The organism is Micromonospora sp. C28SCA-DRY-2, assembly GCF_030519475.1.
Lineage (GTDB): Bacteria > Actinomycetota > Actinomycetes > Mycobacteriales > Micromonosporaceae > Micromonospora.
On sequence record NZ_JAUMKD010000001.1, the window covers coordinates 1,364,654 to 1,388,291 of the forward strand.

General features: G+C 73.3%; 22 protein-coding genes and 1 tRNA gene. 6 read left to right on the forward strand and 17 right to left on the reverse strand.

Annotated elements, in window-relative coordinates; all coding sequences use genetic code 11:
• Positions 1-45: 45 nt before the first annotated feature.
• Together Q3W71_RS06305 and Q3W71_RS06310 are read right to left on the reverse strand one after the other, a co-directional pair.
• Positions 46-1,686: an ABC transporter permease subunit gene (locus tag Q3W71_RS06305; protein WP_302918318.1), complete on the reverse strand. Its 1,641-nt coding sequence runs from the start codon at positions 1,684-1,686 to the stop codon at positions 46-48.
• On the reverse strand, positions 1,686-2,933 hold the full coding sequence (locus Q3W71_RS06310; RefSeq protein ID WP_302918319.1) for a maltose ABC transporter substrate-binding protein: 1,248 nt from the start codon (positions 2,931-2,933) through the stop codon (positions 1,686-1,688). Before Q3W71_RS06310 ends, Q3W71_RS06305 begins: the two co-directional genes overlap by 1 nt.
• A gap of 198 nt (positions 2,934-3,131) precedes the next feature.
• Here Q3W71_RS06310 and Q3W71_RS06315 point away from each other — a divergent pair, with 198 nt between their 5' ends.
• The 3 genes from Q3W71_RS06315 (at position 3,132) to Q3W71_RS06325 (ending at position 6,564) form a co-directional block, all read left to right on the forward strand.
• The gene (locus tag Q3W71_RS06315; RefSeq protein WP_302918320.1) at positions 3,132-4,220 is read left to right on the forward strand and encodes a LacI family DNA-binding transcriptional regulator; all 1,089 of its coding nucleotides are present in this window, start codon (positions 3,132-3,134) and stop codon (positions 4,218-4,220) included.
• A 137-nt stretch (positions 4,221-4,357) separates the two neighbouring features.
• Positions 4,358-5,992, forward strand: coding sequence for a glycoside hydrolase family 13 protein (locus tag Q3W71_RS06320; protein WP_302918321.1), 1,635 nt, complete (start codon positions 4,358-4,360; stop codon positions 5,990-5,992).
• A 203-nt stretch (positions 5,993-6,195) separates the two neighbouring features.
• A complete protein-coding gene (locus Q3W71_RS06325; protein WP_302918322.1) occupies positions 6,196-6,564 on the forward strand; it encodes a VOC family protein in 369 nt (122 codons plus the stop codon).
• A gap of 34 nt (positions 6,565-6,598) precedes the next feature.
• Here Q3W71_RS06325 and Q3W71_RS06330 read toward each other — a convergent pair whose 3' ends face one another.
• The 6 genes from Q3W71_RS06330 to Q3W71_RS06355 all read right to left on the reverse strand — a co-directional run bounded on the left by Q3W71_RS06330 (position 6,599) and on the right by Q3W71_RS06355 (position 11,280).
• A complete protein-coding gene (locus Q3W71_RS06330) occupies positions 6,599-7,042 on the reverse strand; it encodes a hypothetical protein (protein WP_302918323.1) in 444 nt (147 codons plus the stop codon).
• A gap of 157 nt (positions 7,043-7,199) precedes the next feature.
• Positions 7,200-7,589, reverse strand: coding sequence for a GntR family transcriptional regulator (locus Q3W71_RS06335; RefSeq protein WP_302918324.1), 390 nt, complete (start codon positions 7,587-7,589; stop codon positions 7,200-7,202).
• Positions 7,586-8,512 carry a YihY/virulence factor BrkB family protein gene (locus Q3W71_RS06340; protein WP_302918325.1) on the reverse strand — a complete coding sequence of 309 codons (927 nt, stop codon included), beginning with the start codon at positions 8,510-8,512 and terminating at the stop codon, positions 7,586-7,588. The genes Q3W71_RS06335 and Q3W71_RS06340 overlap by 4 nt, the downstream gene beginning before the upstream one ends.
• Before the next feature lie 76 nt (positions 8,513-8,588).
• Positions 8,589-9,152 carry a 2'-5' RNA ligase family protein gene (locus Q3W71_RS06345; protein ID WP_088996107.1) on the reverse strand — a complete coding sequence of 188 codons (564 nt, stop codon included), beginning with the start codon at positions 9,150-9,152 and terminating at the stop codon, positions 8,589-8,591.
• Positions 9,153-9,198: 46 nt separating this feature from the next.
• Positions 9,199-10,224 (reverse strand): tryptophan--tRNA ligase, encoded by a 1,026-nt coding sequence (gene trpS, locus Q3W71_RS06350; RefSeq protein WP_302918326.1) that lies wholly within the window; start codon positions 10,222-10,224, stop codon positions 9,199-9,201.
• A 33-nt stretch (positions 10,225-10,257) separates the two neighbouring features.
• Positions 10,258-11,280: a hemolysin family protein gene (locus tag Q3W71_RS06355; protein ID WP_302918327.1), complete on the reverse strand. Its 1,023-nt coding sequence runs from the start codon at positions 11,278-11,280 to the stop codon at positions 10,258-10,260.
• A gap of 142 nt (positions 11,281-11,422) precedes the next feature.
• On the opposite strand from Q3W71_RS06355, the gene galE reads away from it, so the two are divergent.
• The 3 genes from galE to Q3W71_RS06370 all read left to right on the forward strand — a co-directional run bounded on the left by galE (position 11,423) and on the right by Q3W71_RS06370 (position 14,824).
• Entirely contained in the window at positions 11,423-12,445 is a 1,023-nt protein-coding gene (gene galE / locus Q3W71_RS06360; RefSeq protein ID WP_302918328.1) for a UDP-glucose 4-epimerase GalE, read from the forward strand.
• On the forward strand, positions 12,442-13,602 hold the full coding sequence (galK, locus tag Q3W71_RS06365) for a galactokinase (RefSeq protein WP_302918329.1): 1,161 nt from the start codon (positions 12,442-12,444) through the stop codon (positions 13,600-13,602). The genes galE and galK overlap by 4 nt, the downstream gene beginning before the upstream one ends.
• A gap of 91 nt (positions 13,603-13,693) precedes the next feature.
• Positions 13,694-14,824, forward strand: coding sequence for a tetratricopeptide repeat protein (locus tag Q3W71_RS06370; protein ID WP_302918330.1), 1,131 nt, complete (start codon positions 13,694-13,696; stop codon positions 14,822-14,824).
• Between the two features lie 19 nt (positions 14,825-14,843).
• Here Q3W71_RS06370 and Q3W71_RS06375 read toward each other — a convergent pair whose 3' ends face one another.
• The 9 genes from Q3W71_RS06375 to Q3W71_RS06415 all read right to left on the reverse strand — a co-directional run bounded on the left by Q3W71_RS06375 (position 14,844) and on the right by Q3W71_RS06415 (position 23,517).
• Positions 14,844-16,148, reverse strand: coding sequence for a sulfate adenylyltransferase subunit 1 (locus Q3W71_RS06375; RefSeq protein WP_302918331.1), 1,305 nt, complete (start codon positions 16,146-16,148; stop codon positions 14,844-14,846).
• The gene (gene cysD, locus Q3W71_RS06380) at positions 16,148-17,056 is read right to left on the reverse strand and encodes a sulfate adenylyltransferase subunit CysD (protein WP_302918332.1); all 909 of its coding nucleotides are present in this window, start codon (positions 17,054-17,056) and stop codon (positions 16,148-16,150) included. Before cysD ends, Q3W71_RS06375 begins: the two co-directional genes overlap by 1 nt.
• A gap of 72 nt (positions 17,057-17,128) precedes the next feature.
• Positions 17,129-17,962 (reverse strand): inositol monophosphatase family protein, encoded by an 834-nt coding sequence (locus tag Q3W71_RS06385; protein ID WP_302918333.1) that lies wholly within the window; start codon positions 17,960-17,962, stop codon positions 17,129-17,131.
• Positions 17,963-18,101: 139 nt separating this feature from the next.
• Positions 18,102-18,692 carry an aminoacyl-tRNA hydrolase gene (gene pth, locus Q3W71_RS06390; protein WP_302918334.1) on the reverse strand — a complete coding sequence of 197 codons (591 nt, stop codon included), beginning with the start codon at positions 18,690-18,692 and terminating at the stop codon, positions 18,102-18,104.
• Positions 18,693-18,786: 94 nt separating this feature from the next.
• Positions 18,787-19,476: a 50S ribosomal protein L25/general stress protein Ctc gene (locus Q3W71_RS06395; RefSeq protein WP_302918335.1), complete on the reverse strand. Its 690-nt coding sequence runs from the start codon at positions 19,474-19,476 to the stop codon at positions 18,787-18,789.
• Between the two features lie 426 nt (positions 19,477-19,902).
• Complete coding sequence (locus Q3W71_RS06400; protein WP_302918336.1) at positions 19,903-20,883, reverse strand: ribose-phosphate diphosphokinase; 981 nt, start codon at positions 20,881-20,883, stop codon at positions 19,903-19,905.
• A 60-nt stretch (positions 20,884-20,943) separates the two neighbouring features.
• Positions 20,944-22,479, reverse strand: a complete 1,536-nt coding sequence (gene glmU / locus Q3W71_RS06405; protein WP_368050286.1) for a bifunctional UDP-N-acetylglucosamine diphosphorylase/glucosamine-1-phosphate N-acetyltransferase GlmU — start codon at positions 22,477-22,479, stop codon at positions 20,944-20,946.
• A gap of 92 nt (positions 22,480-22,571) precedes the next feature.
• Positions 22,572-22,643 (reverse strand) — tRNA-Gln (locus Q3W71_RS06410).
• 25 nt (positions 22,644-22,668) lie between these two features.
• Complete coding sequence (locus tag Q3W71_RS06415) at positions 22,669-23,517, reverse strand: helix-turn-helix domain-containing protein (protein ID WP_302918337.1); 849 nt, start codon at positions 23,515-23,517, stop codon at positions 22,669-22,671.
• Between the last annotated feature and the right edge of the window lie 121 nt (positions 23,518-23,638).

Below are 23,638 nucleotides of genomic sequence, written 5' to 3' on the forward strand. Positions count from 1 at the left end.
ACCTTCCGTTCGCGACTGCGGGGCTCGCAAGCTCACTCCTCGCGCTCACGAGTACACCTCCTCCTGCTTGCGGGTGCGCCGGAAGCTGATCGCCGAGACCGTGGCGACGATCGCGAAGATGAAGATCGACACCGCCGCGGCCATGCCGAACTCCGCACCCTGGGCGCCGAACGCCAACCGGTAGGTGTAGGTGATCAGCAGGTCGGTGGCCCCGTTGGTCGGGTTGTCGGCCGGGAACGGCCCGCCCTCGGTGGTCAGCCAGATCGCGTTGATGTTGTTGAAGTTGTACGCGAACGACGCGATCAGCAGCGGGGAGAGCGCGACCAGCAGCAGCGGCAGGGTGACCGACCGGAACGACTGCCAGGGCGACGCGCCGTCGACCGAGGTGGCCTCGGTCAGCTCGCGCGGGATCGCCTGCAACGCGCCGGTGGCCACCAGGAACATGTACGGGTAGCCGAGCCAGAGCTGCACCAGCAGCACCGCCGCGCGGGCCGTCCAGTCCTGGCCGAACCAGTCCACGCCGAGCCCGAACAGGTTGTTGACCAGGCCGAAGTCGGTGTTGAACATGTCCCGCCAGACCAGCAGCATGGCGAACGACGGCATGGCGTACGGCAGGATCAGCAGCACCCGGTAGAGGTTGGTGCCGCGCAGCCGGGGCGAGTGCAGCGTCAGCGCGATGGCCAAGCCGAGCAGGAAGGTGAGCCCGGTCGACCCGATCGCGAAGGCGAAGTTCCAGACCAGCGTGCCGAAGAACGGGCCGGAAATGGCGGGCTCGGTGAGCACCCGGGCGAAGTTGTCGAACCCGACGTTGACCTTCCAGCCCTGCGCCAGCCGTTCCCCGTCGGCGGCCACGAAGGCGCCGCTGGACTCGTCAGCGGTCCACGTCTTCCCGCTCTCGGCGTCCCGGACGCAGTCGCAGCCGGCGTCGTACGCCCGCATGGCCTTGCCCTCGTAGGCGCGGGTGAGGCCGGTGGACCGGATGGCGCCCCCGGCGGTCGGCACGACCAGGTCGGTGATCTCCTGGCTGCGGGCGCCGGCCTGGCCGAAGTTCAGCACGGTGTAGCCGTCGGCGGCGGTGACCTTGCCACCCGGGGCGACGGTCACGTCGGCCGGGTCGAGCCGGCGCAGCCCCTCGGCGTCGCCGACCGAGACGGTGCCGGTGGCCGGGTCGGTGACCAGGAAGACCAGCGGGCCGGTGGCGGGATCGCCGGTGGTGGCCACGGAGAGCGCGTACTCGGTGGAGCCGGGGACCTGCTGCACCGAGGCGGTCTGGATGGCGACGATCGCGTCGTCCTTGCTGCCGCGGTGCCCGTCGCCGAAGTTCGTGAACGCGGTGCTCGCCGTGTAGAGCACCGGGAAGACCTGGAAGGCGATCAGGAAGAGCGTGCCGGGGACCAGGTACTTGGCCGGGACGTGCCGGCGGGTGAGGTAGAGGTAGAACAGTCCGGCGGTGGTGACCGCCAGCAGGGCCAGCCCGGCCCACTTCTCGGCCTCGATGAGCGGGAAGGCCGCCCAGACCGCGATCCCGGCCACCAGGCCGAGCAGGACCACCTTGACCAGCAGGCCGGTCACGGTGATCGGCGCGTGGTTCCGCGCGGTACGGGACGAGCGCGGGAGCCCGGAGCCGACGGGCTCCCGGCCCGGGACCTGCTGGGCAGGTCCCGGGCCGGACAGCGGCGTGCTCATTACTTGATCTGGCCGGAGATGGTCTTGCCGGCCGCGGTGATCGTCTTGGCCGGGTCGGCGCCGCCGATGATGGCGGCCTGCGCCTTGCCGAACGGGTCCCAGATCGCGGCCATCGCCGGGATCGCCGGGAGCACCTGGCCGTTCTTGCCGGCCTCCTGGAACTTGGCCAGGTCCGGGTCGGTGCCCTTGACCTGGTCCAGCGCGGCGGTCAGCGCCGGCGGGCGGGGCTCGGCGTTGTACAGCGCCACGGCCAGCTCGGGGGTGGTGACGTAGTTGGCCACGAACTCCTGGGCCAGCGCCTTGTTCTTGCCCTTGGCCGCCACGTAGAACGCCTGGACGCCGACGAAGGGCTGGGCCTCCTTGCCACCGGCGAAGCCGGGGACCGGGGAGATGTCGTACTTGATGTTCGCCTTCTTGGCGTCCGCGATGGCCCACGGGCCGGAGACCAGGAAGGCGCACTTCTTGGCGCCGAAGGTGGCGATCGAGTTCTCGGCGGTGATGGAGCGCTTCAACGCACCCTCACCCTTCTCACCGAGGGCGGCGATCTTCTTGAACGCCTCGATCGACTCCGGCTTGCCCACGCCCAGGTCCTTCGGGTCGTAGTCGCCGTTGGCGGCGGTGCCGAACAGGTAGCCGCCGGCCGAGGTGTACAGCGGGTAGATGTGGTACGCGTCGCCGTTCTGGCCGGACTGCAGGCAGAGGATCTCGCTGGCCTTCTTCTCCGCCTTGAGCTTCTTGCCGGTGGCGACCAGTTCCTCGATGGTCTTCGGCGCCTCGGGGGCCAGCTCGGTGTTGCGGATCAGCGCGAGGTTCTCCATCGCGTACGGCACGCCGTAGAGCTGGCCGTTGAAGGTGACGGCCTTGACCGCCGTGGCGTTGAAGCCGCTCTTCTGCTCGGCGGTGAGCTGCACCGGGTCGATGGCGCCGTTCTGCACCAGGTTGCCGATCCAGTCGTGCGCGCCGACCACCACGTCCGGGCCGCTGCCCTGCTGGTGGGCGGTGACGAAGTTGGTCTGCAGGTCCTTGGAGACGGCCTGCACCTCGACGGTGACGCCGTTCTCCTGGCCGAACTTCTCGGCGAACGGCTTGAGGGCCGCGGTCCGCTTGTCGTCGGCCCAGATCACCAGCTTGCCACCGGCGGCCTTGGGGGATTCGTTGGCGGCCGGCTCGTCGCTGCCGCCGCCACAGCCGGACGCGGCGAGCGCCAGGGCGAAGGCGGCGACCACACCCGCGGTACGGATGCGCATCGGTACTCCTGTCGTCATGGCGGCCCGCCGGGGGAAGGGCGGCCCGCCAGTGGAAACCTCTGTAAGTTCTTGCCAACCGGCGCTAGGGTGCTGCGCCGCTGCTCTCGCATGTTGCGGGGACGTTAGCAAGGCGTTGCAGAGAATGGAAGGGTTTGCAAGAGTGTACGCAAGAACTTGCCCGTGAGCTAAAGTGCCGCCATGCGCGCTCGACTGTCCGACATCGCCCAACAGGCCGAAGTCAGCGAGGCCACGGTGTCGCGGGTGCTCAACGACCGCCCGGGAGTGGCCCCGGAGACCCGGCAGGCCGTCCTGACCGCCCTCGACGTGCTCGGCTACGAGCGCCCGGCCCGGCTGCGCAAGCGCAGCGCCGGGCTGGTCGGCCTGGTCGTCCCGGAGCTGGACAACCCGATCTTCCCCGCCTTCGCCCAGGTCATCGAGTCGACGCTGGCGCAGAGCGGGTTCACCCCCGTGCTGTGTACCCAGACCGCCGGCGGGGTCACCGAGGACGAGTACGTGGAGATGCTGCTGGACCGGCAGGTCTCCGGGATCGTCTTCGTCTCCGGCCTGCACGCCGACACCGCCGCCAACCACGACCGCTACCGGGCGCTGATCGCCCGCCCGCTGCCGGTCGTCATGATCAACGGCTACGTGCCCGGCATCGCCGCGCCCTTCGTCTCCTGCGACGACGGCGAGGCCGCGGAGCTGGCGGTGGCCCACCTGGTCGCCCTCGGGCACCGCCGGATCGGCCTGATCACCGGGCCGGACCGGTTCGTGCCGGTGCGGCGGAAGGTGGCCGGCTGGCGCAGCGCGATGGGCCGGCTGGCCGGGCTGCCCGCCGCCGACCTCGACGAGCTGGCCGAGCTGTCGCTGTTCGGTGTGGAGGGTGGCGAGGCCGCCGCCGGCCGGCTGCTCGACCGCGGCGTCACCGGGATCGTCTGCGGCTCGGACCTGATGGCGCTCGGCGCCATCCGGGCGGCCCGGCAGCGCGGCCTGTCGGTGCCGGCCGACCTCTCCGTGGTCGGCTACGACGACTCGCCACTGATGGCGTTCACCGACCCGCCGTTGACCACCATGCGCCAGCCGGTGGCGGCGATGGCGGTGGCCGCGGTGCGGGCGCTGGTCGACGAGATCAACGGGCACGCCGCGCCGCACTCGGAGTACCTGTTCCGCCCGGAGCTGGTGGTGCGCGGCTCGACAGCGGTCGCCCGGGCGGCCGGCGACCGGCCGGTCAGCGGCGGGGTGGGCGGGCAGCGGCCGGCCCCACCGGCGCTCGCCGTGCCGGCCTGATCCGATGACCGGCGTCATTTCTTGCGCAAAGACTGCTTGACTCTTGCAACGCCGGAGCGGCATTCTGCTCAGGCACCCTTGCGCCCAGCACCGCGCGGGATGCCGCCGTCCCGCGCCACAGAACGGGGAACGCCTCGATGACCGCAAGCCACCCCACCCCGCAGACCTCCGACGCCGACTGGTGGCGCTCCGCCGTCGTCTACCAGGTCTACGTCCGCAGCTTCGCCGACAGTGACGGCGACGGCATCGGCGACCTGCGCGGCATCCGCGAGCGCCTGCCGTACCTGCGCGACCTCGGGGTGGACGCGCTCTGGCTGACCCCCTTCTACACCTCGCCGATGGTCGACGGCGGCTACGACGTCGCCGACTACCGCGACGTCGACCCGATGTTCGGCACCCTCACCGACTTCGACGCCATGATCACCGACGCGCACGCGCTCGGCCTGCGGATCATCGTCGACCTGGTGCCCAACCACACCTCCAGCGCGCACCCCTGGTTCTCCGCCGCCCTGGCCGCCGGCCCCGGTTCCGCCGAGCGGGCGCGCTACCTCTTCGCCGACGGCAAGGGCGAGCAGGGCGAACTGCCCCCGAACGACTGGGAGAGCATCTTCGGCGGCCCGGCCTGGACCCGGGTGCCCGACGGCCAGTGGTACCTGCACCTGTTCGACCCGGCCCAGCCGGACCTGAACTGGCGGCACCCCGAGGTGCGCGCCGAGTTCGAGGACATCCTGCGGTTCTGGCTCGACCGGGGGGTGGACGGCTTCCGGATCGACGTGGCGCACGGCATGATCAAGGCCGAGGGCCTGCCGGACGTCGGCTTCAGCACGATGACCACCGGCCAGCGCCAGGTGGAGTTGCTCGGCAAGGGCCGGCTGCCCTACTTCGACCAGGACGAGGTGCACGACATCTACCGCGCCTGGCGGCCGATCCTGGACAGCTACCCCGGCGGCCGGATGGCGGTCGCGGAGGCGTGGGCCGAGACGCCGCAGCGGCTGGCCCGCTACATCGGCCCGGACGAGCTGCACCAGGCGTTCAGCTTCGACTTCCTCGACGCGACCTGGTCGGCCGAGTCGTTCCGCAAGGTGATCGACACCGCGCTGGCCGAGGCCACCATCGTCGGCGCGCCCACCACCTGGGTGCTCTCCAACCACGACAAGCAGCGGCACGTCACCCGTTACGGTGACGGCCCGGAGGGGCTGCGCCGGGCCCGCGCGGCCACCCTGCTGATGCTCGCCCTGCCCGGCTGCGCGTACCTCTACCAGGGCGAGGAGCTGGGCCTGCCGGAGGTGCTCGACCTTCCCGACGAGCTGCGCCAGGACCCGGCGTTCCTGCGCACCGGGGAGAGCCGGGACGGCTGCCGGGTGCCGATCCCGTGGAGCGGCGAGCTTGCCCCGTACGGCTTCGGGCCGGCCGGCAGCGAGCTGAGCTGGCTGCCGGCGCCGGCCACCTGGCAGGCCCTCTCGGTCGCCGCCCAGACCGGCGTGCCGGGCTCGACCCTGGAGCTCTACCGCACGGCGCTGCGGATCCGCCGGGAGCACCCGGCGCTGGCGGCCGACGCCGGCCCGGTGACCTGGCTGGAGACCGCTCCGGGCGTGCTGGCCTTCAGCCGCGCCGCCGCTGACGCCGTGCTGACCTGCGTGGTCAACATCAGCGGCGCCCCGGCCCTGATCGACGGTTACGGCGAGCCGATCGCCGCCAGCGAGGCGCTCACCGGGCAGGGCTCCGGCCACCTGCTCGGAGTCGACGCGGCTGCCTGGTTCGAACGGCGCTGAGCGGGTAACCCGTCATCGACCTGGTCGTCCGTTGTGCCCCGCGCCGACGGGCGGCTGGGCCACCGACCCCTTGTGGTGGGGGGTGAGGTGGCGCCGGCGCCTCGTGGAGTCCGCTCCGCGGGGCGCCGGCGTCCATTCCGGACGTGTCGCCGCCGCCCGCCGGGGTAGGAGGTGCCTCGACGGTCCCCCGGAGGTGGTCTGCGATGGCACGTGTGGCTCAGTACACCCTCGACGTGACGGACGTCGACCGGATGGCGGCGTTCTGGTCCGCGGCGCTCGGCTACCGGGTCGAGCAGGGCGGCGACGGCAGCGCCAAGCTGTACCCGCCGCCGGACGCGATCGGCGCGCCCACCGTCTGGTTGCAGGGTTGCGGCACCCCGAAACGGGACAAGAACCGGCTGCACCTGGACCTGGTCGCCGACGGTGACCCGGCGGCCGAGGTGCGCCGGCTGGTGGAGCTGGGCGCCCGGCACGCCGACGTGGGGCAGACCGGCGAGGAGGGCTTCGTCGTCCTCGCCGACCCGGAGGACAACGAGTTCTGCGTGCTGGACGGCCCGCCCCGGCGCGGCTGACCGGCCGCGCCGCCGGCACCGGCCGCCGCCGGGCTCAGGACCCGGTGCCGGTGAGTTTCGCCGCGATCCGGCGGAAGCCCTCCCGCAGCTCGGCCTCGCTCGGCGCGCGGGTCGGCTCGGTGCGCTGGTCCGCCGCGGCGGCCGCCTCCAGCTCCTCGTCGATGGTGTCCTCGAAGTCGCCGTAGAGGTCGGCCTCCTCGACCTGCGCGATCTCGTCCTCGGCGGCGATCTGCGCGGCCGCGATCTCGCCCCGGATCTGGTCCGCGGAGACCGCCGGCAGCAGCGGCTCGACCACCGCCATCAGCTGCTCCTCGGCCACCACCGCCTCGGCCAGCGCCAGCGCGTGCGCCCGCTCGTACGGGCCGCAGACCACCGGCTCCCACTCGTCGGCGTCGCCGAGCGGGCCGAAGGTGATGATCCAGGGCAGGCCGAGCATCGGCGAGTCGTCCGGCAGGTCCAACGTCACGAGTGCGCCCACCGGCCCATCATGGTCCGTCCCGCCGGACTCCCGGGCGGCAATCTCCCATTCCCGTCCGGCCGCCGGAGAGCGCGGGACGCGGGGCCGGTCCGCGCATCGGCCACCCGTCGCCCTCGGCCCCGCCGTTGTGGCGCGGCCCGGGGCGAGGGTGTCCCGGTCAGCCCGGCCGGGCCGCGTCCAGCGCGGCGCGGACCAGCGCGAGCGCCGCCGCGGGTGGCACCCCGAGCCGGCCCGCCTGCGCCGCGTACTCGGCCGCCGCCCGCTGCAACCGGTCCATCGCGTCGTCCCGCCCGGGCGCGACGAACGTGCCGTGCCGGCCCCGGGTGCGCAGCAGGCCGGCCGCCTCCAGTTCCCGGTAGGCCCGGGCCACCGTGTTCGCGGCCAGGTTCAGGTCCGCCGCGAGCTGCCGGACGGTGGGCAGCCGGGTGCCCACCGGCAGCCGGCCGTCGCCGACCATCTCCGCGAGCTGCCCGCGCACCTGCTCGTACGGCGGCACCGACGAGTCCTGGTCGACGACGATCAGCACCGGCTCCTCCCGCTCGCTCATCCGGCCCCGCCCGGGGTGCCGGGATCGGTGTCCACGTCGAGGTCGCCCGGCGGCGGGTCGCCCGCCGCGAGGTCCACCACCCGCCCGCGCGAGCTGGTCGCGGCCAGCGCCGCGCCGAAGAGCAGCAACTGGTTGAGCAGGTAGAGGTAGAGCAGCAGACCCACCGCCCCGGCCACCACGGTGTACGCCGGGTTCCGCTCGGTGCGCACCACGTAGTAGCGCCCGACGGTGTTGAGCAGCGTGATGCCGACCGCGACCAGCAGCACCACCGGGCGCAGCCGGGCCCGGCTCATCCGCAGCCGGGGCACGGCGACCAGCAGCAGGGTGGCCAGCACCGCGTTGACCAGCACGCTCAGCAGCGCGCTGATCGTGGTGAGGCCGACCGAGCCGGTGCTGCGCAGCAGAAAGCGCAGCAGTGACTCCAGCGCGTCGACCGCGGCCACCGAGACACCGAGCAGCACGAAGACGACGATCAGCACGCCGAGGTCGACCAGCCGGCGGACCACCAGGTTGCCCGGCTGCTGGTTGAACCCGTACATCAGCCGCTGCGACGAGCGGATCGCCTCCACCCAGCCGATCCCGGTGAAGACCAGGATGACCAGGCCGACCACGCCGACCGTGCCGCTGCTCTCGGCGATCTGCACCGGGTCGAGGAACGGCAGGTTCTCCCGGAGGAAGTCGGCGGCCGCGAGGCTGACCTCGTCGTTGTCCTCCAGGATCGCGCCGAAGATCGAGTACGCCACCAGCGCGAGCGCGAACACCGCGAAGAAGCCGTAGTAGGCGATCGCCGCGGCCAGCCGCCCGCCCAGCAGGTCGGCGTAGAGTGCGCCGGCCCGCCAGAGGTGGTCGAACGCGCCGGAACGGTGGCGGGCGGCGTCCAACCGGCGACCGATGCCCGCCTCCAGGCGGCCGAACACGTTCACGCGGTCATCCTCGCCGATCCCCGGCCGCCGCGCGGGCAACCCGCCCGCCGCGTGCCCGTCCCGGCCGCCGGCGGAGTCAGCCGCCCAGCCGGAAGTCCCGGCGTGGTTGCCACCGGGCCTGCCCGCTGTGCGAGAAGAGGGTGAACGCCTCCACCTCGAACATCGCGGAGAAGTCGGCCAGGTCCTCGTACGCCTTGTCCAGCGCCTCCGGCGCGACGTCCTGCGCCACCGTGACGTGCGGGTGGTACGGGAAGCGGGCCTCCCTCCGCAGCTCGGGGGCGGCGCTGATCGCGGCGGCCAGCAGCTCGCACTCGCTGATCCCGGCGGCGACCGCGACGAAGACCACCTGGGTCACCGGCCGGAACGTGCCGGTGCCGCGCAGGTGCAGGGTGAACGGCAGGTGGGCGGCGGCCACCGCGCCCAGGTGCCGCTCCACGGCGGGCAGCGTCGCCACCGGGATCTCGGTCGGCCCGAGCAGCGTCACGTGCGCGGGGATGTCCGCGGCCTGCGGGTCGCCGGCCTCGGCCCGGCGTCGGGTCAGCATCGCCCCCCACGGCTCGGGGATGTCCACCGCGACCCCGATCTGGATGGTGTCGTCCACCCCCGGCGCCCCGTTGCTGCCGTCCACGCTTCGCGCCACCCCTCCGACCGCCGACCCGTCACCCGTACCGTCGCGCCGCGCGGCGCTACTCGCCGCGCACCGGCGGAAAGAAGCCCACCCGCTCGTACGCGGTGCGCAGGGTCGCGGCGGCGACCGCGCGGGCCTTCTCCGCGCCGGCGGCGAGCAGCTTGTCCAGCTGCGCCGGGTCGTCGAGGTAGCCGCGGGTGCGCTCCTGGATCGGCCGGACGAAGTCGCCCACCACCTCGGCCAGGTCCTTCTTCAGGTCGCCGTAGCCCTTGCCGGCGTAGGCGGCCACCAGGTCGTCGATGCTCCGCCCGCTCAGCGCGGAGTAGATGGTGAGCAGGTTGGCGATGCCGGGCTTGGTCTCGGCGTCGAAGACGATCTCCCGACCGGTGTCGGTGACCGCGGAGCGGATCTTCTTGGCCGACCGGGCCGGGTCCTCCAGCAGGTCGATGATGCCGGCCGGGGAGGAGCTGGACTTCGACATCTTGGCGGTCGGGTCCTGCAGGTCGGTGATCTTCGCGGTGTCCTTCACGATGTGCGGCGCGGGCACGGTGAAGGTCGGGCCGAACAGCGAGTTGAACCGCTGGGCCAGGTCGCGGGAGAGCTCCAGGTGCTGGCGCTGGTCCTCGCCGACCGGCACCGCGTGGGCCTGGTAGAGCAGGATGTCGGCGGCCTGCAGGATCGGGTAGGTGAACAGGCCGACGCTGGCCCGCTCGCCGCCCTGCTTCTGCGACTTGTCCTTGAACTGGGTCATCCGGCTGGCCTCGCCGAAGCCGGTGATGCAGCCCAGCACCCAGGCCAGCATCGGGTGCTCGGGCACCTGCGACTGCACGAAGAGCGTGCTGCGCTCCGGGTCCAGCCCGACCGCGAACAGCTGCGCGGCGGCCAGCCGGGAGCGCTGCCGCAGCACCTTCGGGTCGTGCCCGGCGGTGATCGCGTGCAGGTCGACCACGCAGTAGAAGGCGTCGTGGGTGTCCTGCAACGCCACCCAGTGCCGCACCGCACCCAGATAGTTGCCGAGGTGGAACGAGTCGGCCGTCGGCTGGATGCCGGAGAAGACACGGGGGCGGGCGGGAACGTCGGACATGCCGGCAATTCTGTCAGCAACGCCCGGCGGCCGTCATGACGGCCCCACGGGTCGGTTGGGGCCGGTAGCGGTGGGCGCGTCGACCTCGCGGCGCTGCTCGGGCAGGCGCATCGCGGAGACGGCGAGCCGGGCCACCCGGCGCCCCTCCAGGGCCAGCACCCGCAGCAGCCACCCGCCGGGCGGCTCCCCCGCCCCGGCCGGGCCGCCCTCCGGCCCGACGGCCACCGGCACCTCGTCGCCGGCCACCGGCAGCCGGCCCAGCGCCGCCATCACGTACCCGCCGACCGTCTCGTACGGGCCGGCGGGCAGCCGCACCCCGGTGCGCTCGGCGAAGTCGGCGAGGTTGAGCCGGCCGTCCACCACCGCGGGCAGGCCGGCGCGCACCGGCTCGGGCGGGCCGTCGTACTCGCCGTGGATCTCCCCGACCAGCTCCTCGATCAGGTCCTCGCAGGTGACGATGCCGGCGGTGCCCCCGTACTCGTCGACCACCACGGCCAGGTGGTGCCCCTCCCGGCGCATCTCGGTCAGCGCGGCGAGCACCCGCTTGCTGCCCGGCAGCCGCTTCACCTCCCGGGTCAACTCGCCGACCGTGGCGCACGGGTCGCCCTCGGGGCGCAGCAGCACGTCGCGCAGGTGCACGAAGCCGACCACGTCGTCGTGGGTGCCGTCGACCACCGGGTAGCGGGTGTGCGGCTCGGCGCGGACCAGCCGGGCCGCCTCGGCGATGGACAGCCGGGCGGAGAGGAAGACCACCTCGGTGCGGGGCATCATCACCTCGCGGACCAGGCTCGCGCCGGCGACCAGCACCTCGTCGATGATCCGGCGTTCCTCCGGGTCCAGCAGCGTGTTGGCGGCGACCAGGTCGCGCAGGTCAGCCTCGCTGATCCGCTCCCGGCCGGCGGCCGGGCTGGCACCGAGCAGGTCGGTCACCAGCCGGGTGGCGCCGTCCGCGGCGCGGACCACGACCCGGGCGACCGCCCGGGCGAGCGGGCCCGGTTCGCGGCGCGGCCGCTCCCGCGTCCGCCGCCGGAGCCCGGGACGACCCGCTTCCCGCATGCCTTGGATGGTAGACAGCGGAGGCCGTCGCCACCCGCAACCGCATATGTTCGGCTCTGTTTAATCGTGAGAGTTTATGATGGAATGGCGAGCGAGCGGACGCGGAGCACGCCCCGACCGGCGGCCGTAGGGTGATCACCACATGGTCGCGGCCGGAGCGGCCAGGCAGGAGGGGACCGACGTGAAACTGCTCGTCACCGGCGGCGCCGGCTTCATCGGCAGCGTGGTGACCCGGATGCTGCTGGACGCCGGGCACCAGGTGGTCGTCCTCGACGACCTGCGCACCGGGCACCGGGCCGCGCTCGCCCCCGAGGCGACCCACGTCGAGGCGTCCATCCACGAGGCGGCCCGGGTGGTCACCCCCGAGGCCGGCTTCGACGGGGTGCTGCACTTCGCCGCCCTGATCGCCGCCGGCGAGTCGATGGTCAAGCCCGAGCTCTACTGGCACACCAACACCGTCGGCACGCTCGCGCTGCTCGACGCGGTCCGCGCCGCCGGGGTGCCCCGGCTGGTCTTCTCCTCCACCGCCGCCGTCTACGGCAATCCCACCGAGCTGCCGATCCCGGAGACCGCCGTCAAGGCCCCCACCAACACGTACGGGGCCACCAAGCTCGCCGTCGACATGGCGCTCACCTCCGAGGCGATCGCGCACGGCCTGGCCGCCGTCTCGCTGCGCTACTTCAACGTGGCCGGCGCGCACCTCGACGGCGACGTCGCGCTCGGCGAGCGGCACGACCCGGAGACCCACCTGATCCCGATCGCGCTCGAGGTGGCCGCCGGCCGCCGGGAGAAGCTCCAGCTCTTCGGCGACGACTACCCCACCGTCGACGGCACCTGCGTGCGCGACTACATCCACGTCGCCGACCTGGCCCGGGCCCACCTGCTCGCGCTGGACACCGCGACCGGCGGCCAGCACCGGATCTACAACCTCGGCAACGGCAGCGGCTTCACCAACCGGCAGGTCGTGGACGTGGTCCGCGAGGTCACCGGGCACCCGGTGCCGGTCGAGGTCGCGCCGCGCCGCGAGGGCGACCCGGCCGAGCTGGTCGCCTCGTCCGCGCTGGCCCGCAACGAACTCGGCTGGGTGCCGCGGAAGCCGACCCTGCACGACATGGTCGGCGACGCCTGGGCCTTCTACCGCGCCCACGTGCTGGAGCAGCGGTGACCGACGACGTCGCGGCCCGCGCCACCGCCGGCTTCCGCAAGGCGTACGGGGCGGAGCCGGCGGGCCGCTGGGCGGCTCCCGGGCGGGCCAACCTGATCGGCGAGCACACCGACTACAACGACGGCTTCGTGCTCCCCTTCGCGCTCTCCCTGCGCACCGTGGCGGCGGCCGCCACCCAGTCCGGCGAGACCTGGACCGTCTGGTCGGAGCTGACCGGCGAGACGGTCACCTTCGGTGCCGCCGAGGTCGCCGCGCCGGGCCGGGTCACCGGCTGGGCCGCGTACGTGGCCGGGGTGGTGTGGGCGCTGCGCGAGGCCGGCCACAGCGTGCCCGGCGCCCGGCTGGCGATCGCCTCCGACGTGCCGCTCGGCTCCGGGCTCTCCTCCTCGGCCGCGCTGGAGTCGGCCGTGCTGGCCGCCCTGGTCGACCTGGCCGGGCTGGACCTGCCCGCCGAGCGGCGGCCCCGGCTGGCCCAGCGGGCCGAGAACGCCTACGTCGGCGCGCCGACCGGGATCATGGACCAGTCCGCCGCCATCCGCTGCCGGGCCGGGCACGCGCTCTTCCTCGACTGCCGCGACGAGTCGGTCGAGCACATCCCGTTCGACCTGGAGGCCGCCGGGCTCGCCATGCTGGTGGTCGACAGCCGGGCCCCGCACCGGCACGCCGACGGCGAGTACGCGGCCCGCCGCAAGTCCTGCGAGCACGCCGCCGAGCTGCTCGGCGTACCGGCGCTGCGCGACGTCACGGTGGCCGGGCTGGACGACGCGCTCGCCCGCCTCGACGACGACGAGACCCGCCGGCGGGTCCGGCACGTGGTCACCGAGGACCAGCGGGTGCTGGACACCGTCGCGCTGCTGCGGGCCGGCCGGATCCGCGAGATCGGCCCGCTGCTGACCGCCTCGCACGCCTCGATGCGGGACGACTTCGAGATCACCGTGCCGGAGATCGACACCGCCGTCGAGGCGGCGCTGGCGGCTGGGGCGCTCGGTGCGCGGATGACCGGCGGCGGGTTCGGTGGCTGCGTCCTCGCCCTGGTCGACGCCGACGCCGCCGAGCCGGTGGCCGCCGCCGTCACGGCCGCGTACGCCGAGCGCGGTTTCACCGCCCCCGGGCACGTCACCGTGCTGCCCGGTCCGGGCGCCACCCGCCTGGACTGAGCCGCCGCCCCGGCCCGCCGCCAGGCGACGGTCCGAAGGCGACGGTCGGTAGGGTGTCCCGGCGGGCGACGCGACGGACTGGGGAGGCGACGTGGGCGACGCCGGTGTGACCGCGCAGGAACGGGCGCTGGCGCTGATCCGGGTCGGGCGGCACGCCGACGCGGCACGGGTGCTGACCGACCAGCTCGCCGAGCAGCCCGAGCACGTCGGCGTGCTGCTCATGCTGGCCCGCTGCCGCCGGGAGCTGGGCCAGCTCGCGGAGGCCATGCGCGTGGTCGACCGGGCGCTGGGCTTCGCCACCGCCAAGGAGCACCTGCTCGCCGAGAAGGCCCGGATCCTGCTGGCCGCCGGCCACGCCGGGTACGCGGCGGCCGCCGCGCAGCGGGCGCTGGACCTGGCGCCGGGGTCGTGGGAGGCGAACGCGCTGCTGGCCGAGGCGCTGCTCACCCTCGGCAACCCGACCCGGGTGGTGGTCGCCCGCCGGTACGCCGACACCGCGCTGGATCTCGCCCGGCACATCCCGGACGTACACCTGCTCGACGCCCGCCTGCACGCCCGGATGGGCCGGCCGCGGGCCGCGCGGGCGGCCTGCCGGCAGGCCCTCGCCCTGGACCCGGCGTACGAACCGGCGCTGCGCCAACTCGCGCTGCTGGACGCCGCGCGGGACCGGGCGGGGCGGGCCGCCCGGGGCTTCACCGCCGCGCTGGCCGCCGACCCGCAGAACCCGGGGGCCGCCGCCGCGCACGAGGCGGTCGCCGCCGCGCTGTGCTGGCGGCTGTTCGACCTGCTGGTGCTGGCCGCCCTCGGGCACTGGGCGCTGTTCGCGACGATCGCCGGCGCGCTCGGCGACGCGGGCCGGCCCGCCCGGCTGGCCGCCGCGGTGGCGGTGCCGCCGCTGGTCGCCGCGGCGGGCGTGCTGGCCTGGCGCCGGCAGCCGGCGGCGGTGCGGTGGCAGCTGCGCCGGCAGCTCGGCTCGACCTCGGTGCTGCTCTGCCTGCTGCTCAGCCTGACCGTGGCCGCCGGTCTGGTGGTCGGCAGCCTCGCGCCGGTGCCGGGCGCGCTGCTGCTGGTCCCCGGTTGCGCGATCTTCGCGTTCCGCGCCTGGCGCCAGCTCGGCCGCCGCGCCGCGCCGGCCGTCCGCTGGCTCGGCTACCGGATCTGGACCCGGCTCGCCGCCCGCACCACCCTGTCGACCCCGGGCGCCCCGACCGGAGGTTCCTGACCGGCGCGCCGGGGCCGGGTCAGGAGGCTTCGATGATCATGCCGGCGCCGACCGTACGGTTGGTGGTCTCGTCGATGATGACGAAGCCGCCGGTGGTGCGGTTGCGCCGGTACTCGTCGGCGAGCAGCGGGATGGTGGTCCGCAGCCGCACCCGGCCGATCTCGTTGAGCCGCAGTTCGCCGGCCGCCTCGTCGCGGTGCAGCGAGTTGATGTCCAGCCGGTAGTTCAGCCCGCGCACGATCGCCCGGGCCGAGCGGGTGGTGTGCTTGATGGCGTACTTGCCACCGACCTGGAGCGGCCGGGTCTCGTCCATCCAGCAGACCATCGCCTCGATGTCCTGGGCCACCGCCGGGGCGTTGTTCGGCCGGCAGATCAGGTCGCCCCGGGAGATGTCGAGCTCGTCTTCCAGGCGTACGGTCACCGACATGGGCGGGAACGCCTCCGCCACCGGCCCGTCGGCGGTCTCCACCGCGGCGATCCGGCTGGTGAACCCGGACGGCAGCACCATCACCTCGTCACCCGGCTTGAGCACGCCCGAGGCCACCTGACCGGCGTAGCCCCGGTAGTCGGTCACGGTGGTGGACTGCGGGCGGATCACGTACTGCACCGGGAACCGGACGTCGACCAGGTTGCGGTCGCTGGCGATGTGCACCCGCTCCAGGTGGTGCAGCAGCGACGGCCCCTCGTACCAGGGCATGTTCTCCGACCGGCTGACGATGTTGTCGCCCCTGAGCGCGGAGACCGGCACCACGGTCAGGTCCGGCACCTCCAGCTTCGCGGCGAACGCGGTGAACTCGTCGGCGATCCGCTCGAAGACCTCCTGCGAGAAGTCGACCAGGTCCATCTTGTTGACGCAGAGCACCAGGTGCGGGACCCGCAGCAGCGAGCAGAGGAAGGCGTGCCGGCGGGACTGCTCGACCAGGCCCTTTCGGGCGTCGACCAGGATCAGCGCCAGGTCGGCGGTGGACGCCCCGGTGACCATGTTCCGGGTGTACTGGATGTGCCCGGGGGTGTCGGCGATGATGAACTTCCGCCGCGGGGTGGCGAAGTAGCGGTACGCCACGTCGATGGTGATGCCCTGCTCCCGCTCCGCCCGCAGGCCGTCGGTGAGCAGCGCCAGGTTGGTGTACTCGTCGCCGCGCGCCGCGCTGACCGCCTCGACGGCGGCGAGCTGGTCGGTGAAGAGCGACTTGGTGTCGTACAGCAGCCGGCCGATCAGGGTCGACTTGCCGTCGTCCACGCTGCCCGCGGTGGCGAAACGCAGCAGGTCCATGGGGCGGCCGGAGGTCTCGGTGGCCGCCGGCGCCACGGTCTCGGTGGTCATCAGAAGTAGCCCTCCCGCTTGCGGTCCTCCATGGCGGCCTCGCTGACCCGGTCGTCGCCCCGGGTCGCACCGCGCTCGGTGATCCGGGTGGCGGCGACCTCCTCGATGACCTTCTCCACCGTGTCGGCGTCCGAGCGGACGGCGGCGGTGCAGGACGCGTCGCCGACCGTGCGGTAGCGCACCCGCGCCTTGAACCGCTCCTCACCCGCGCGCGGCCGGAAGAACTCGTTGACCGCGTAGAGCATCCCGTCCCGCTCGACCACCTCGCGCTCGTGCGCGTAGTAGATCGACGGCAGCGCGATCCGCTCCCGGGCGATGTAGTGCCAGACGTCCAGCTCGGTCCAGTTGGACAGCGGGAAGACCCGGATCGACTCGCCCGGGTGGTGCCGGCCGTTGTAGAGCGCCCACAGTTCGGGACGCTGGTTCTTCGGGTCCCACTGGCCGAACTCGTCCCGGAAGCTGAACACCCGTTCCTTGGCCCGGGCCTTCTCCTCGTCCCGGCGGGCGCCGCCGAAGAGCGCGTCGAAGCGGTGCTTCTCCACCGCGTCCAGCAGCACCGGGGTCTGGATCCGGTTGCGCATGCCGTCGGCCGACTCGCGCACCAACCCGCTGGCCAGCGCCTCCGGCACGCTCGCCACCACCAGTTGCAACCCCAGCTCGGCGACCCGCCGGTCCCGGTATTCGAGAACCTCGGGGAAGTTGTGCCCGGTGTCCACGTGCATCACCGGGAACGGGATGTTGGCCGGCGCGAACGCCTTCTGGGCCAACCGCAGCATCACGATCGAGTCCTTGCCGCCGGAGAAGAGCAGCACCGGCCGCTCCATCTCGGCGACCACCTCGCGCATCACGAAGATGCTCTCGGCCTCCAGCGCGTCGAGGTGCGAGACCTGGTAGGCGGGGCGGGTCACGGGCGGGGCTCGATTCGCTCGCTCATCCGATTCCAGACCTTTCCGGTCGGGTACGTCAGGAAGACGCTCAGGCTACCCCGAATGTCTCTGCAACGCCGCAAGCAACCGGGGGGCGAGATCCGCACGGCAGACCAGCAGGTCGGGCAGGCGCGGATCCGCCTCGTTGTATTTCAGCGCAGAACCATCGATCCGGGAAGCGTGCAGCCCGGTGGCCGTCGCCACAGCCACCGGCGCCGCGGAGTCCCACTCGTACTGGCCGCCGGCGTGGATGTAGGCGTCCACCTCGCCGGTCACCACCGCCGCGATCTTGGCACCGGCCGAGCCCATCGGCACCAGGTGCGCCCCGACGTCCTCCGCCAGGTCGGTGAGGAAGACCGGCGGCCGGCTCCGGCTGGCCGCCAGCCGGAGGGTCCGCCGCCCACCCGCGGCCGCCGCCTCCAGGGTCAGCGGGGGGTACGCCGGCGGATAGTCGGTGGCCAGCACCCGCTGCTGCGCCGGCAACCCGACGGCCCCGGCGACCAGCCCGTGCGGCGTCGGCGCGGTACGCGACCAGAGCGCCACGTGCACCGCCCAGTCCGAGCGGCCCTCCTCGCCGAACTCCCGGGTGCCGTCCAGCGGGTCGACGATCCACACCCGGTCGGCGGTCAGCCGGGACACCGCCCCGGTGTTCACCTCCGCCGCCCAGGCCAGCCGCGACCCCTCGTCCTCCTCGGAGAGGACCGCGTCACCCGGCCGCCAGCGCGCCAGCTCGGTCCGGATCAGGTCGTGCGAGACCTTGTCCCCGGCCGACTTCAGCGCTCCCGCGTCGGCGAACCCCAGCTCGGCCCGCAGCGCCAGCAGCGCCTGACCGGCCCGGGCCGCCAGCCAGCGGGCGAACGCGCCGTCGATCATCGGAGGACTGCCCATGACTTCCGCTCCCGTCGCCTCGTCCCATCCCGCGCCACCCGACGCGCCTGGCGACGACCCGCGCCGCCGGTCGGCATCACTCGGGCGAAAGGCGCAGACTACCCGCCGGCGACGCCCGGTCCCGGACGCCCCGCCCGGCTCACGAGCCGTGGTAGAGGTTCTGCGTCGGCTCCACGCCGCGGGTGACGACCGACTCCACCACGTCCGCGGCCCGGTCCACCAGGAACTCCAGCTCCTTGCGCTCCACCGCGCCGAAATCCGACAGTACGTAGTCCGCCGGGTCCTGCCGGCCCGGCGGCCGACCGATGCCGAACCGCACCCGCACGTAGTCCTTGGTGCCCAGCGACTTCGACATCGACCGCAGGCCGTTGTGCCCGCCCTCGCCGCCGCCGCACTTCACCCGCAACTGCCCGTAGCCGATGTCCAGCTCGTCGTGCACAGCGATCACCTGACCCGGCGCGACCTTGTAGAACTGCGCCAGCGCCGCCACCGGCCCGCCGGAGAGGTTCATGTAGGTCAGCGGCTTCACCAGCACCAGCTTCGGCCCGCCGAAACCGAGCCGGCCCTCGGCGACCTCCGCCACCGCGCGCTTGTGCCGGCCGAACTTCGCGCCCAGCCGCCCGGCCAGCAGGTCGGCCACCATGAACCCGACGTTGTGCCGGTTACCCGCGTACTCCCGGCCCGGGTTGCCCAGGCCGACCACCAGCCACGGCCCCGCCTCGTCCGTCACGACCCGCCCCTCCCGCTGTCGCTGCCACCAGATCCGAATACGCCGACAGGCGCCCCCAACCGCTCGGGGACGCCTGTCGCACGAAGCGAACCGATCAGGCCTCGGTACGCGCCTCGGCGTTCTCCTCGCCCTCGGCGGCCGGAGCTTCCTCGGCGCCCTCGGTGACCTCGCCGACCTCGGCCTCGGCCTCCTCGGCGGCCTCCTCGACCTCGGGCAGGGTGGCCTCGAGCTGCTCGGCCGTCGGGGCGGCGGTCACCGTGGCGACCGGCAGCTCCGGGTCGATGGCGAGCTCGACGCCGGCCGGCAGCGCCACGTCACCGGCGGTGACCTGGACACCGGCCTCGGCGCCCTCGATCGACGCCTCCAGGTGGTCCGGCACCTTGGTGGCGTCGGCGGTCACCGAGAGGGTGTCGTGGTCGTGCACGATCAGGGTGTCCTTGGCGGCCTCACCGGTCAGCTGGACCGGGACGTCGACGGTGACCTTCTCGCCGCGCCGGACCAGCAGCAGGTCGACGTGCTCGAAGGTGTCCTTGATCGGGTCACGCTGGATCGCCTTCGGCAGCGCCAGCGCCTGGGTGCCGTCGCTCACCTCGATCGCGAAGAGCTGGTTGGCGCCACCCTTACGGATCGCCGCGGCGAACTCCCGGGCGGGAAGCGCGATGTGCTTGGGCTTCTCGCCGTGGCCGTACAGCACGGCGGGCACCTTGCCGGCCCGGCGGGTACGACGGGCACCACCCTTGCCGAACTCGGTACGGGGCTCGGCGCTGATCTTTACCTCGGACACGGGGAAACTCCTGATGCTTCGCTGCGGCGGCTTGTCGTCTGGCGGTGCTGGGGCGAGGGGCTCGCTGGGGCTCATGCGTCATGAACGACTGCCCGGAGCACCGCGTCGATCACGGTGCCTCCGTGCGGCGCTTGTCAGCGGCCCGCCGGGCACCCTCGCCGTGGCAACCGCACCAGTCTACCCGAGCTGATTCCGCGCTCTCCGGCAGTCCCCAGGTCTGCGCGCCGCGGCCGGCCCCGACGCCCCCAGCCGGCCGGCCAGGACTCCCCCGCCGGGGGCGAATCTCCACGGCCGCACCCGGCGCGCACCCGGCCGTGCCGATCGCGACGGGCCGGGCCCTGGCGTTGTGCACCGCGCTCGGGGCGAATCCGGGCCGGTGCCCGCCGGGCGGCGGGGATCAGGCGTCGCCCGACCCCCGCCGGCCGGTCAGCTCAGGCCGCCGAACAGGGTGGTCACCGACCCGTCGTCGAACACCTCACGGATCGCCCGGGCCAGCAGCGGCGCGATCGACAGCACGGTGAGCTTGTCGAGCTGCTTCTCCGGCGGCAGCGGCAGCGTGTTGGTCACCACGACCTCGCTGATCGGGCTGTTCTTCAGCCGCTCGGTCGCCGGGTCCGAGAGCAGGGCATGGGTGGAGGCGACCACCACGTCCGCCGCGCCGGACTCCCGGAGGATGTCCGCCGCCCGGCAGATCGTCCCACCGGTGTCGATCATGTCGTCGACGATCAGGCAGACCCGCCCCTCGACCTCGCCGACCACCCGGTTCGCCACCACCTGGTTCGGCTTCAACGGGTCCCGGGTCTTGTGGATGAAGGCCAGCGGGCAGCCGCCCAGCCGGTCCGTCCAGCGCTCGGCCACCCGCACCCGGCCCGAGTCCGGCGCGACCACGGTCATCGGCCGGCCGGCGTACTTGTGCTGGACGTACTCGGCGAGCACGTCCATCGCGAAGAGGTGGTCCACCGGGCCGTCGAAGAAGCCCTGGATCTGCGCGGTGTGCAGGTCCACGGTGAGGATCCGGTTGGCGCCCGCGGTCTTGAGCAGGTCGGCGATCAGCCGGGCCGAGATCGGCTCCCGACCCCGGTGCTTCTTGTCCTGCCGCGAGTACGGGTAGAACGGCAGGACCACGGTGATCCGCTTCGCCGAACCCCGCTTCAGCGCGTCGATCATGATCAGGGTCTCCATGACCCAGGTGTTGACCCCGTGCGTGACGGACTGCACCACGAAGGCGTCCGAACCACGCACCGAGTCCTTGAACCGTACGAAGATCTCACCGTTGGCGAAGTCGTACGCGTCGGCCGGCGTCGGCGCGACGCCGAGCACCTCGCCGATCTCCCTGGCCAGTTCCGGAAAGGCCCGTCCGGAGAAGAGCATCAGGCTCTTGCGGTTTTCGGCGACGATGCTGCCCATGGCCCGTCTGCTCCCGTTGTGGTCGGTGGTGCCCGGCGCGCGGTGGTGGTGGGCCGGGGACTATTCGGTTGCAGTATCTCCCCTGCCAGACGCCGGGCCCACCGCGTCGGCATCCCCGTGGATTGCCTCACCTTCGCTTGCGGCACCCGCCCCGGCCGACGCACCCTCGGCCGCCCGCTGCGCCCGCTCGGCCGCCGCCGCGGAGACCGTGCCGGGCCGCTTGCGCGCCACCCAGCCCTCGATGTTGCGGTGCGGCGCCCGGGTGACCCCGAGCGCGCCGGGCGGCACGTCCTGGGCGATCGCGCTGCCCGCCGCCACGTACGCCCCGGCGCCCACCTCGACCGGGGCGATCAGGCTGGTGTCGCAGCCGACGAAGGCCCCCTCGCCGACGACAGTGCGGTGCTTGTTCACCCCGTCGTAGTTCACGAAGATCGTCGCCGCGCCGATGTTGGCCTTCGCGCCGATCGTCGCGTCACCCACGTACGACAGGTGCGGCACCTTGGCGCCCTCGCCGACCTCGGAGTTCTTCACCTCGACGAACGTGCCGACCTTCGACTTCTCGGCCAGCCGCGCGGCCGGCCGCAGGTACGCGTACGGCCCGACGCTGGCCCCCGGGCCGATCTCGGCGCCCACCGCGTGGCTGCGCAGCACCGTCGCGCCGGCGCCGACCACCGTGTCGATCAGGGTGACGTCCGGCCCGACCACCGCGCCGGTGCCGACCACCGTGCCGCCGCGCAGCTGGGTGTTCTGGTCCACCACCGCGTCCCGGTCCAGCGCGACGGTCACGTCGATCCAGGTGGTGTCCGGGTCCAGCAGGGTCACACCGGTCCGCATCCAGGCCTCGTTCACCCGGTCGCGCAGCAGCCGGCGCAGCGCGGCCAGCTCGACCCGGTCGTTGCAGCCCAGCGTCTCGACGTGGTCGGCCGCGACGTGCACCGCCACCGGCTCGCCGGCCGAGACCAGCAGGCCGAAGACGTCGGTCAGGTACTCCTCGCCCTGGTCGTTGTCGGTGGAGAGCTTGCCCAGCGCGTCCCGCAGCCGGGCCGCGTCGAACGCGTAGATCCCGGCGTTGATCTCGCGGATCGCGCGCTGCGCGGCGGTGGCGTCGCGCTCCTCGACGATCCGCTCCAGCCGGCCGTCGGCGTTGCGGACGATCCGGCCCAGGCCGGTCGGGTCGGGCACCTCGGCGGCGAGCACTGTCGCCGCGGCGCGCTCGCCCTCGTGCGCGGCCACCAGCGCGGCGACCGTCTCCGGGCGGAGCAGCGGCACGTCACCGTTGATCACCACGACGGTCCCGGTGGCGTCCGGCGCGGCGTCCAGCGCGATCCGGACCGCGTGGCCGGTGCCGAGCTGCTCGGCCTGGAGCACCGGAGTGGCCTCGGGCGCGATCTCGGTCAGGTGGCCGCGCACCTGGTCGGCGCCGTGGCCGACCACCACCACCGTGCGGTCCGCGCCGAGCGGCGCGGCGGCGGCCAGCACGTGGCCGAGCAGCGTACGGCCGAGCAGCGGGTGCAGCACCTTGGGCAGCGCCGACTTCATCCGCTTGCCCTCACCGGCGGCGAGCACGACGACGGTGCGGGTGTGGGGCTGGGACACGACGCGGCTCCAGTCGGGACGACGGACAGTCTCGCGGCCATGCTAACCAGACGGCGGGTCGCCGTTGGCGCGGCCACAACGAATGCGTTGAGCTGGGGTGCCTGGATTCGAACCAGGAGCTCAAGGCTCCAAAGGCCTGCGGGTTGCCGTTACCCCACACCCCAATAGCGTGTCAATCTCGGCGACCCGTCAATTCACGTCCGTGCCGCCGGAGATCTGGAACAGCTCGGTGATCATACCTTCGATCCGCCAGTAGAGCTCGCGGCTGCGCGGCACCGTGATCACCAGACAGCCACGATAGCCGTCGCCGGTGTTTCGGCGCACGGTGGCCGGATTGTGTTTCTTCAGGGTGGCGCGCCGGAAGCGGCCGGTCGGCAGCCCGAGCCTCCCGGCCCACCACCGCGCCGCGGCGTCGGCGTCGGCCGTCTCGTGGATGCTGACCCGGTAGGTCGGCACGCTCCGCTCGACGCCGCACGCGTCGAGGAAGCGCAGGAACAGCGCCAGCAGGCCGGGGTCGCTGTTGACGAACTGCACGCGGTCGTCGCGCCGCCAGGGCTTCGACTTGGTGCCCTCGCACCAGTAGATCGCCGCGCCCAGCAGCAGGAGATCGCGTTCGCCGAGCGGGCCCACCGTCTCGGCCGCACGCTGCCGGACAACCGCCCGCGCGGCGTCGCGCGCCTGCCGGTGAGCCGCCCAGCGCGCCTCGGTCATCCGCGCCACGTAGCCGCGACGGCGCTCGGCAGCCTCGTCGTCCGGGTCGAGCGGCAGGTGCTTCACCCATTGGTAGGCGGTGGACTTGGCGACCCCGAGCTGCCGGGCGATGTCGTTCACCGACCGGCCGAGCGCGCGCAGCTCGACCGCCTCGGCCCGCAGGTCGTCCTTGGCGTTGGGGCGGCGGACCCGCTCGGGCGCCGGCACCCCGCGCAGCAACTCGTAGACCTTGGTTCGGCTGAGGCCGGTGCGGGCCCGGATCTCGCGGACGGAGAGCTGCTCGGCGGAGCGCAGGCGGCGCACCTCGGCGGCGATCGGATCGACCATGAGCAGCAGGTTAGAACACCCGTACGACGTTCTCAGGCATTCATTCCCGGAACTCTCCCGTGCGAAGCGCGGTGCCACAAGTTACGGTGACGTAGGCGTAACTTTGCGATCTTGTCCGACC

What these genes read in the sequence shown, in the direction of transcription:
- Q3W71_RS06305 (WP_302918318.1), bottom strand. Translation starts at nt 1,686, where the DNA reads ATGAGCACGCCGCTGTCCGGCCCGGGACCTGCCCAGCAGGTCCCGGGC.
- Q3W71_RS06310 (WP_302918319.1), bottom strand. Translation starts at nt 2,933, where the DNA reads ATGCGCATCCGTACCGCGGGTGTGGTCGCCGCCTTCGCCCTGGCGCTC.
- Q3W71_RS06315 (WP_302918320.1), top strand. Translation starts at nt 3,132, where the DNA reads ATGCGCGCTCGACTGTCCGACATCGCCCAACAGGCCGAAGTCAGCGAG.
- Q3W71_RS06320 (WP_302918321.1), top strand. Translation starts at nt 4,358, where the DNA reads ATGACCGCAAGCCACCCCACCCCGCAGACCTCCGACGCCGACTGGTGG.
- Q3W71_RS06325 (WP_302918322.1), top strand. Translation starts at nt 6,196, where the DNA reads ATGGCACGTGTGGCTCAGTACACCCTCGACGTGACGGACGTCGACCGG.
- Q3W71_RS06335 (WP_302918324.1), bottom strand. Translation starts at nt 7,589, where the DNA reads ATGAGCGAGCGGGAGGAGCCGGTGCTGATCGTCGTCGACCAGGACTCG.
- trpS (WP_302918326.1), bottom strand. Translation starts at nt 10,224, where the DNA reads ATGTCCGACGTTCCCGCCCGCCCCCGTGTCTTCTCCGGCATCCAGCCG.
- Q3W71_RS06355 (WP_302918327.1), bottom strand. Translation starts at nt 11,280, where the DNA reads ATGCGGGAAGCGGGTCGTCCCGGGCTCCGGCGGCGGACGCGGGAGCGG.
- galE (WP_302918328.1), top strand. Translation starts at nt 11,423, where the DNA reads ATGGTCGCGGCCGGAGCGGCCAGGCAGGAGGGGACCGACGTGAAACTG.
- Q3W71_RS06375 (WP_302918331.1), bottom strand. Translation starts at nt 16,148, where the DNA reads ATGACCACCGAGACCGTGGCGCCGGCGGCCACCGAGACCTCCGGCCGC.
- Q3W71_RS06385 (WP_302918333.1), bottom strand. Translation starts at nt 17,962, where the DNA reads ATGGGCAGTCCTCCGATGATCGACGGCGCGTTCGCCCGCTGGCTGGCG.
- Q3W71_RS06400 (WP_302918336.1), bottom strand. Translation starts at nt 20,883, where the DNA reads ATGGGCAGCATCGTCGCCGAAAACCGCAAGAGCCTGATGCTCTTCTCC.
- Q3W71_RS06415 (WP_302918337.1), bottom strand. Translation starts at nt 23,517, where the DNA reads ATGGTCGATCCGATCGCCGCCGAGGTGCGCCGCCTGCGCTCCGCCGAG.